General features: G+C 41.7%; 5 protein-coding genes. All 5 read left to right on the top strand.

Translation table 11 applies throughout. From position 1 onward, the window contains the following. Positions 1-567: 567 nt before the first annotated feature. The 5 genes from JWG45_RS21885 to JWG45_RS21905 all read left to right on the top strand — a co-directional run bounded on the left by JWG45_RS21885 (position 568) and on the right by JWG45_RS21905 (position 9,937). Positions 568-1,509 (top strand): hypothetical protein, encoded by a 942-nt coding sequence (locus JWG45_RS21885; protein ID WP_205281728.1) that lies wholly within the window; start codon positions 568-570, stop codon positions 1,507-1,509. 232 nt (positions 1,510-1,741) lie between these two features. Next, on the top strand, positions 1,742-5,236 hold the full coding sequence (locus tag JWG45_RS21890; RefSeq protein WP_205281729.1) for a TPR end-of-group domain-containing protein: 3,495 nt from the start codon (positions 1,742-1,744) through the stop codon (positions 5,234-5,236). Positions 5,237-5,245: 9 nt separating this feature from the next. Continuing rightward, positions 5,246-6,298 (top strand): LVIVD repeat-containing protein, encoded by a 1,053-nt coding sequence (locus tag JWG45_RS21895; protein ID WP_205281730.1) that lies wholly within the window; start codon positions 5,246-5,248, stop codon positions 6,296-6,298. Between the two features lie 871 nt (positions 6,299-7,169). After that, the gene (locus JWG45_RS21900) at positions 7,170-9,566 is read left to right on the top strand and encodes a hypothetical protein (RefSeq protein WP_205281731.1); all 2,397 of its coding nucleotides are present in this window, start codon (positions 7,170-7,172) and stop codon (positions 9,564-9,566) included. Positions 9,567-9,787: 221 nt separating this feature from the next. Further along, a complete protein-coding gene (locus JWG45_RS21905) occupies positions 9,788-9,937 on the top strand; it encodes a hypothetical protein (protein ID WP_205281732.1) in 150 nt (49 codons plus the stop codon). Positions 9,938-10,013: the final 76 nt, after the last annotated feature.

Consider the following 10,013-nt stretch of genomic DNA (forward strand, 5'->3'; position numbering starts at 1 on the left):
AACGAAGGAGTTCCTACTTTTTAGAAGAAGACTGTGAAAACGAAGGAGTTCCTACTTTTTAGAAGAAGACTGTGAAAGCGAAGGAGTTCCTACTTTTTAGAAGAAGACTGTGAAAACGAAGGAGTTCCTACTTTTTAGAAGAAGACTGTGAAAACGAAGGAGTTCCTACTTTTTAGAAGAATCCAAAGCCCCTTCAAAGCGATTTTCAGCCGACAAATCCATTCTTTCGAAATTCGAATCTAAATTTGCAGAAACATGCAAAAAAGAATTCATTTTTCTACGTTAGACGGCGTATTTTATTTCCGCAAAAATTCTGACTTACAATACGATTCACACATGATAGCACTCGATCAACCGGATGTCTTTCCCTACATTCCCTTTTTATAAAATACTCTTTTATAAATTCACATTCGGTCTTGAAAAAATAGGACTCGAATTCTTTTCTATCCATCCAAGACGAATTCACACATTCGATAGAATGAAATATTGTTCAAAGAATCGTTTATTCAGTTTTTTTGCAGAAACGAAGAGAAAGGTTGAAATCCAACTAAGGAGAAAGTTAAGAAAATGAAGAAAAAAATAGATTCCAAAATAACTTTTCAAAGAAAAAACTCTCTGATTTCTTATCTGCAAATTCTGACTCTCCTCCTCTTTGCGACTTCTCTTCAGTTCTGTAAAATAGATTCGACTAACAGTAATTTAGCGATTTTAGTCGTGGCCCTCCTCGCAGGGAACTCCCAAACCATCACCAGCGATCCCGCCGATTCTTTTATTCCGGGAGAATCTCCGAATCGACCGATCTTAAAAGAGCTAACGGTTCAAACCGCTTATCTTAATGTGGGAAGCGGAGAACAGAAAATCCAAGTGGATGTATCCTTTGAAAACAATCCACCCTCTCCAACTCTCAAAGTTTACTTAGGAAGACCGAGTCTGATGTCCCTAAACGGGGACGGAATAAGCGTACGGAACTATATGCAGGAGAAACTCAATCCGGATTCCACGTTATTTCCGAATCGATTCAGTTTTTTTTCACCCGAAATCACACAACGTTACAAAATCATCATCGTTGCTTCCAATTCTTTTGGGAAATCTTCGAAAGAAATTATTTCTATTCCGCCGACAGCACCCGGCGGACCTTGCGCGGGAGCGCTTAACGCGCCCACTACAATCGGGAACTGTGCGGAACATTGTGTTCAAGTGGATTTAAACGGAAACACGATGGAGCTGACCGCAAAAGACACTACGGCAGCGGTTCAGGATTATTTCTATCTGGATCTGACAACTTCAACTCCTTCCGGAGGAACCGGCCCCACTCCTTTCTCTTATATAGAATTCGGCGTTGAAGAACCGCCGATTCCGGTTCCAACCGGAACCCATTCCACTCCCAAAAAAACCCTCGATACACAAACCTATGACAACGCCTGTGTTGTTGTGAGTTCATATCGAGTTCTGGACGGGCTTGGCGGTTTTTCAGATCACTACCTAACCCAAAAAATCATCGTTCCATAAAAAAGTCTCAAATCGATTCTACATTGAAAAGAGCTCGAAGCGACGGAACGAAAACTTCGCGACGATTCCGAGAATCCGAATTTTATCAAATTGTAATTTGATATTTTTCTCAAAAATTTTAATGCGACTTTCCATTTGTTCTCTGTTATCTACACAAATTCTACCGTAGAATTGGAAAACCTATGGAAGAAAACAAAAAGGACCAGAGTCCAAAATCGATTCCGAGGTAAATATGATTATCCACCCTTCTCTCTCGCAGGAAGAAACAACTTCCGATTATCATTCTCAATTCTTCAGTTACCTGGATCGGTTCGATTTTGACGGCGCCTTTAAGCTCTTATCGTCGATCTTCCAAAAGGAAGAATGTCAGAATAAAAAGGGTAAACCCACCGATTTTCATTACGAAGAAGACGCAAACTCTATAAAAAAATTATTTCAACACTTTCAAGAATTGAATACAGCGTTTCACTTTTCAGAACCTCTCGAAAGCCGTATCGGAAGAATTTTAGAAAATCTGGAAGATAGCCTTACCGAAGACAATCTCCTCAAACATCGTTTTAAGCCTTTCAACGGTTTCCTTTTTAAGATGAGCGACTATGAATTCTGCAACGCGGTGATGGACTCCATACATTTCGATTCTTCCGAAAAAAAAACGTCTTCAGCCCTCGAACTCAATCATGAGATCATCTGGGACGCTGACTCCTATCCTCCGGAAGAATCCTCCGAATATTACGATTTTATTTACGACCTCAAAGAGGGAAAATATCCGATCTCCTTTCAGGGAAAAAAAATAAAAGGAAACGATCTCCACGTTCATACAAAATTACTTCTCTTTTCAAAAATGATAAGCGAAATCGTAGGAACTTTATTCAAGGAAGAACGATTCGCCAAAATTCCGAAGGTATTCCCGTTTTACGTTCTGATCGATTCCCAAGAATGTTACGACTATAAGGGAAAACCTTTTCTTTTGGAAATTCTTCCCGCGATCGAACTCGAATCTTTAAAAGAGAATCCGCACTTCGCGTTGATTCAATCCTCTTCCCAAGAAAAGAATCAAACTTCCCCCGAAGAGGAGTTCCTCTTTGCGATCGACTATCTAGAAAAACCGGATCAAAAAGAATACAAGCGTCTTCTCAAACTCGTAAATTCTCATCCAGAATGGAAAGAATTGCTCCTTATGGCGGCAAAACAATCTCTCCAAAGAACACAAACTGTGATCGGAAAGCCTAACTGGAGAAGACCGTCCGTAAAAAATGAAATCGCCGATTCCGATCTGAGCTCCAATAAAACTTCTACTTCCGTGTTGAATGAATCGGAATTATCAGTGTTTTGGAAAAAAGTCCAACTGTATCCACCATCCTATTTTTCGAGTTTTTTCTGGAGACTCGCCGACCTTGATCCGGATCTTCACTTGGAAACGGCAAACAATTTTCAGAAAGAAATCTTTTTAAATTCTCCCCAACCTCTCGAAGACTCCTATCAAGACGCCCTTCCATACATTCAAGAATTCTCATATACGCTGATTGATTCCTATTTGGGAATTCCAAAAAACCGAAGGGAAGAATTGGGATCCTCTTTTTCGGAAGCGCTTCTCCGTCTACAAGAACTTCCTCATCCAGGTTTTAAGTTGAGAGCCATGGAAATTCAATCGCGTCTTTCTCTAGACGACTGGGAATCTCAAATCAGTCCGATTCTAAAAAGCGCAACCGAAGAATATCTAAAACAGATGATCGGTTTGGTCCGTTGTATGCCGGAAAAATTTCCTTGGTTCGGCGAGCCCTGGGATTTTATCTTCGAAGATCGACTGATTCCTCTCGGCCACCAAGCCAAGGTCGTGGTTCCGGTTCTCACAGACGTTTTAGAAAGATACAATCGAGACTATTTCAATGAAGACGTTACGCGAAACCTAGCTCCCGTTTTTTACGAGATCGGTGCGGAGGATATCCACCCCCTCATCCACGAACTGCATGAAAGAAACGAATTCTATATGGAAGAATTTTATTCGAAGTGGTCCAAACAGGCGCCCGCGAATCGATGGGAAAGTTTTGCGGAAACGATCGAAAATTCTCCCGAATCCCTCAGTTCTTCCTCCGTCTGGGAGAAATTTCTCTACGACAGCCCGCCCGGTTTTCAACTCTATTACGAAAACATTGAAAAGAGAAAGGAAAGAGATTTTATTTTTCGCTCCTTTCTTCAAGCGCTTCAGGATCAACCTTTCGATCTTTTGCAAAGATTCGCTCTTTTTTATTCGGAGTCTAAAAGGAAATCCGCTAAAAAAGGAAACGAAGATTATTTTAAAATTTTAGCGGAAACGACGGAAATTCTTAGACTTCTCAAACCGAAACTATCACTCTCAAAAGAGTTACAAGAAACCTTCGAACTCGGAATCTCCTCGAAGGCGGTGGAAGCTTTCGTGAAAAGAAAGGAAAAAACCGAAGAGATTCTCGAACAAACGTTAATCGAACTTCCCAAAAATCCGTTCTTGCTCTTTTTAAAAGTCAAAACGATCGAAACAAATTACGGATTAAAAGAGGCGATGGAAGAATTAAAAACGATCCTTCCGAATCTCTGGAAAGAAGACCACGTTCTCGACAAAGCCTTTTTCTTATACTGTTTACAAACCCATCAAGACTGGAGTCGAATTTCCTCGGAAGAAGTTTATGCTTTTTACGATAAGGCGAACGATCTTTTCGAAAAACATTTCTATATGGATGGAAAATTTTCGGGAACGCTCGGCTCGTTTAAAATGGATCTTTTTTCGAAAGTCTTAGAGGAGGAATATTCCAAAATTATCCTGGAAACACACGATACATTCTTAAAACAAAAAAAGGAAGAATTCAAAACACTTTCCACGTTAGACACCCTTTCCATGGAAACAATGATTTCTTATCTAAAACCTGGAAACTCTTCCTTAAATCTGATTCTTGTTTCCAAGTTGATCAAACACTCGAAACAATTCGAAACCTCCCTTTTTCAATCCTTAGAATGGGAAACCGAAGAGGAATCGATTTTTTCCTATTTAAAACTATTTTATCAAGACCCTTTTTTAAAGGAAAAACTAGTCGACCATCCTCTTTTTTTGGAACACCTTTCCTACTTCATTCGAAATTACGGAGACATCGACTCCAAAGAACTCGCAAAATCCCTTTTTCATCTTTTGAAAGAAAAGAAGAATTCAAAACCGATCGTAAAAGCAGTACGAACTCTGGATAATGAAACGATCATAAATAGTTTTCTTTCGATCCACTGGGCCTTTCAAAACGAAAACCAATTGGAAGAATTGGAAGAACTTACGGATCGGATTCTGCAAAAAACGGACTCACGGAAACCCGAATATGTACTGGTCGCGGGAAACCTCAGCGCAATGCACATTCTAAGCGGAAATTTGGAAAAGGCAAAGCAAATTTTTCAAAATCTTTTTTCAATGGATTGGAGTCGTTTCGATTATCAAAAAAACGAAATGGCCTTGGATATGGAAAAAATTATCGGACCCGATATCAACGAACAATATGCGGTAATCTTTCGAAAGTATTTTGCTATGGCAAAATACAACGCCGCTTGTTTGTATTCCAAGCTGGAAGATCCGACGCGAGCGATTTCCTTTCTGAAAGAAGCGGTTTCTCTCGAACCTAAAACTTACGATCGCGAAAAGATTCAATCCGAAACCGACTTTTCAACGATCTGCGAAAATCATACATATAAAGAATTTCTAAACTCTCTCAATTGAGGAAAACAAATGTATAAACCGCAGTTAAAACTTCTCAAAAGAATCCCATTAAATTCTGCAAACCGTTTCGTAATTCACAAAAGTCATGCGTTCGTGTATGAGATGTACGGACTCGCGCGGGAAATCCACGTTATTGATCTGACATGTCCTGAGGATCCGAAATTAGTCGATTCGATACGATTTCAAAAATCGATCGGCAGTCTTGCCATTCACAAAGACAAGTTGTATGCGACAGAAAGCCGAAGAGCGCTTCATGTTTTTGATCTTACCGAAATTTCCAATCCTAAGTTTATAGAATCCCATATTCTGTTGGGACACGACCTCTATGATTTGCGAATACGGGAGGAACGGGCCATTCTCGCAATGAACTGGGAAGGGATCGGAATCGTAGATTTAAAAAAACCGAATTCGTTCCAACCGATATTTATGCAAAAATTTGATAATGGATTCGTGGAAAAACTCCTTCCTTTCCAGAATCGTTTTTTACTCACGAATAACAGAGAATTATTATATTCCATTTCCATTCTCGATGACAAATTGGATGAAATCGAAAAACGGAGCTTTCCAAATTTTAAACCTTCCAAAATATTCCCAAACGGCGAAGAAATCCTTCTCTTCGGAGAAGCAAAAAAAGGGAAAAAAGAATTTTCTTCGATTCTTCTTTTGGATAAAAATCTGCAAGCGCAAGAAGAGCCAATTGCGATTCGTCAAGAACCCGTAGATTGTCTTTCTCTTTCTGACGGAAACATCCTCTTCGGTTTTGATCATTCGTATGAATATTTGGATCGGATCGAAAAGAAAATCCGTCCTTTATTCGAACTTTTTGAGGAAAGGGAATCCAAAACCTATGTGGAAATTCCTGCAAAAGTTTACAATCCATCCGAAAATTCGAACGAGGATCAGAACGGAGAAGAATACGATTCTCGCAAAGATAAATTGTACTGTTTTGATTCTCTGAAATACGTTACCAAAAGAGGAAATTTTTTATTCGCTACCTACGGGAACGCCTTTTTTTCCTTTTCCATTTCAGAGAATTCTTTCTTTCAAAAAATCTTAGAATGATTTTTAAGACCGTCTTTTCTCTGATCCTAGATCCTTTTTTGAATTTTTTAAAACATTCGAACTATGTTCGACAAATCTTTGTAAAACGAATGATTTTGTCCGCATCGCGACGAATCGGGAGTTCCACATTGATCTTTGAGGGTCCGATACAAAGGGCGAAATAACCCAGGATCACTTTTATCTATCAGTATATTCTACTTTTCGCAAGTATTAATCTCTTCTTTCCGCTTCTTTTGGATTTCAAGAAATATTCTTTTTGCGGTCTTGTGGATTCTAAGAGTTTGCCCCAGGAGCCCATCGAGCTCTCTTAGAAGCTATAAGCTGAGTTTCGCGGAATGCAGGAACTCCAATCAAAATGGAACCTCAATCAAGTGTTCGAATTTTCCGGAACCGTTATAAGGACGAATGTGCGGAAATCGCCGGCGCATTATTCTGAACTACCGTTTCAATCGATGGCGCTTACTACGATCAGGTTTTGAGATAGGTTCTAAATGGCTTTCCAACTCGTAAGAAGGATCGCCTGATTAGAAAGAGATTTTTGTTGAGTTCGCCCACAAAGCTCTTTCCTCAAAAAAACATTCGGAGAAATTTCCTTTTTTAAAATGGAGGGATCTTCTCACGCGACACTGCACTGCGAAGGACGAAAATTCAAATTCTAAACTTCTAAAAACGAGTCTGGCGCTCGAGTCCCCTTTTGGGGCCGGTAGATCACCTCATTCTTAACCCAAATTCGCTCGTAAAGAATTTCCCGAACCTTCCCTCGAATTTTTTGAGAATTCCCACTCTATAAGAAGTGAATCCGAATTCTAAAAAATGAACTAAATTGAAGGTGGGCATTTGTTGTCTTTTCAAGTTATATCTTTCTAAATCAATGAAACAACATTCCAATTCCAAACACCCTTTGATTTCATTTTTGTTTTTGATCCTTATCTGTCTGCTGCTCGTAGCTTGTGTTCCGAAGCCCGATGGAAGTTCTTTTATTGATACGGCAGTTTTTTCCAATTATCTGACCAACGCTCAAACTCCGATCCAACTTAGGGTTCGGGTAAAAGGGCTTGCGAACGGCGCGTCTTTTACGATCTCGGATCAGGATTCCGAAAACCTGTCGATCACGGGAAACGGAGATTTTGAATTTTTGAAAAAGAAATCGAAGTATTCCGAATTTACGATTTCAATTCTTTCTCAACCGGTCACGACCCCGAGCCAAACCTGCGTCATTACCAATCCTACGGGAATTTTAAGTCCCGATTCTAATCTTGTCGAGATCAACTGCGGAACGAAATTTTTCGCTCTCAATCTCAATGTTTTTGGAATTGCAAGCTCCGCGACCGGAACTCTTTCCGTTCGAAACGGAGCGGTAGATACCCTGAATCTTACGACCGACGGAACCTATTCCTTTTCGGCTCAGGTTCCCGATTTAGGTTCTTATTCAGCCGCGATTCTTTCAAATCCGAACAAACACAATTGTATCCTGGAACCGGTTCCTGCAGCCGCAGGAACCGTCAACGGCGCACCCGTGACACTCAACGTGAATTGTTTGAGTCTGATTGATTCATTGCCAGTCGATCAAACTGTGATCGGTCCGAATGACAATCTGATTTTTACATTTTCAAAACCGGTCACGCCGATGAGCTGTAATTTTGTCGCTCCGCCTGCGACGTGTTTGGCGGACCTGAGCGCAGCCGCCCTCGTACCGGTCGCCGCAAACTATAGCGGAAATCGACTTACGATCAGCCCTAACCCAAACTGGAATAACGGTCTTAGGCAGTGCCTCCAACTCGCGGGTTGTACGGAAGCGGGAACCAATCGTCCTTTCAATCTTCCTCGACCCACGAGTTACGCGGTTACGAATCAGATAAAGTACGTGAGCGCGGGAGGCGCAGTCGCGGGCGCTTGTAGCACCGTCGCGACGGCTTGCGCGAGTATTCAATATGCGATTTCTCAGTGTAATGTTCTTTCTCCTTGTTTCGTTCTCGTTTCTCAAGGAGTTTACTCCATCGCTACGATCCCAGACCGGATTATGTTGATCGACCGACTGCAACTTTTAGGAGGATTTAGACCCGACTTTCAATTTCGAGATACTACCGCCTTTCAGACCACGATTCGGGACGACGTAGCGGGCGGCGTCTGCGGTGCGAACGACCCCACGTCCTGTACTCCGATCGCAGGCGGCGCCCTCGCTCTCACGTCAGACATCCTGATTCAAGGTTTTACGATCATTACCAATTCGAATAACCAAGTTTCGACGGGAATCTGGTTGAATAATATCAATACGGGCGCGAGCTCGCTTTCGATAGACGGAAACATCATTCTCGGTTCCAATTCCGCGACCCCCTACGCCCTGATGCTTACAAGATCGGGGGTTTATGCTTCCAGCGTTTCCCCATCCTTTGTAGTTTCTGGAAATTATATTTTAGGCGGGAGCGGCAACTCTATGTCGGTCGGCCTACGTTTGTTAAATGGAACACAAGGTCTGGTTTTGAATAACTCGATCAGCGCCGGTTCTCACTTAAATCTAAACGACGGTCTCGACTCTTCTATAGGAATTACGGTCAACAACGCTGTGAACAATACGACTCAATCTTTGGTGATCGCGAATAACATCATCAACGCTTTTCATGTCAACGGAACTCCTCCAGTTACGGCTACAACTTCAAGCGGTATCCAGGCACTATCGATCAACTCTCCGAACTTTTACGTTTTACACAATACGATCTACGGAGGAAGCGGAACCACCCGTTCTTACGGAATCCATCACCAATCTACCGGACCTCTGAATGTAAACGTGGTCAACAATCAGTTTAGTACGAATCCTACCGCGACCAATCGGATTTGTATGAACTATGACGTCAACAGCGTGAACGCCGGATCCGATATCCGAGGAAATAACTTTCTCGGATGTAACATTCCGGTCCAAACCTTTCCCGGCGGAACCTTCCGTCTTTGCGGACCGGAACCCGCCAACCTGAGGGAATCAAATTTTTGTATCACCCTTCTTACGAATTTGGCCGCGAGGAATTTCAGTCACGATCCGCTTTTTCCAACACCGACCGGAAATCTGGATGTTTTTCTTCTAAACTCGAACTCACGATGTAACTCGGTTTACGGAGGAGTTGATCCCGGATATCCTTTTCCTCTTTCACAAATCTATCAGCGTGATATCCGAGGCGCTACGAGGACGGCGAACGTCCTTCCAGCCCCGGTTCCGACCGGCTCTTTCGGATATTCGATCGGAGCTTTCGAATACAACGGAAGTTGCACTCCTTGATGCTGATATTTTTTCATTTTAGAATATTCTAAGATTCTAATTTTTACTGGATCGAATTCGCTCGAAAAAAAGGAAATTCCGTTCGAATTCTTTCTCAAAAAAAATATTACAGGATGGAGTGCCGCTTTTTCCCGATCTTAGTTCCTCTTTAAAAAAGCATATCTTTACCCACAAGTTGTCTATATCTTCGGAGAATCTGTCGGAACTACGACGGCTCCTCCGTGAAAGTCGCGCGCCCCGCCCTGATCTTGGGTGGTGGGGCGGGTGGTGGAAAAATTCCGGAAATTTTCCTCTATCACAGAATTTCACTTTTTACAAGTCAAAATTCCCTTGTAGGAACTCCTACAAAATTCCTCTTAGAATCCGAGTGAAATCCAAATCGCTTTCAACTTGTGAGTAAAAAAACGCGTAGATTTCGAAGCATCGTCCCATCATTGAAAAGACCCA

The sequence above is a fragment of the Leptospira ainlahdjerensis genome (assembly GCF_016919175.1).
In the GTDB taxonomy this organism is placed as follows: domain Bacteria; phylum Spirochaetota; class Leptospiria; order Leptospirales; family Leptospiraceae; genus Leptospira; species Leptospira ainlahdjerensis.

Bases quoted from the DNA above. Each gene is read 5' to 3' on its own strand.
- JWG45_RS21885 (WP_205281728.1), top strand. From the start codon at position 568: ATGAAGAAAAAAATAGATTCCAAAATAACTTTTCAAAGAAAAAACTCT.
- JWG45_RS21890 (WP_205281729.1), top strand. From the start codon at position 1,742: ATGATTATCCACCCTTCTCTCTCGCAGGAAGAAACAACTTCCGATTAT.
- JWG45_RS21895 (WP_205281730.1), top strand. From the start codon at position 5,246: ATGTATAAACCGCAGTTAAAACTTCTCAAAAGAATCCCATTAAATTCT.
- JWG45_RS21900 (WP_205281731.1), top strand. From the start codon at position 7,170: ATGAAACAACATTCCAATTCCAAACACCCTTTGATTTCATTTTTGTTT.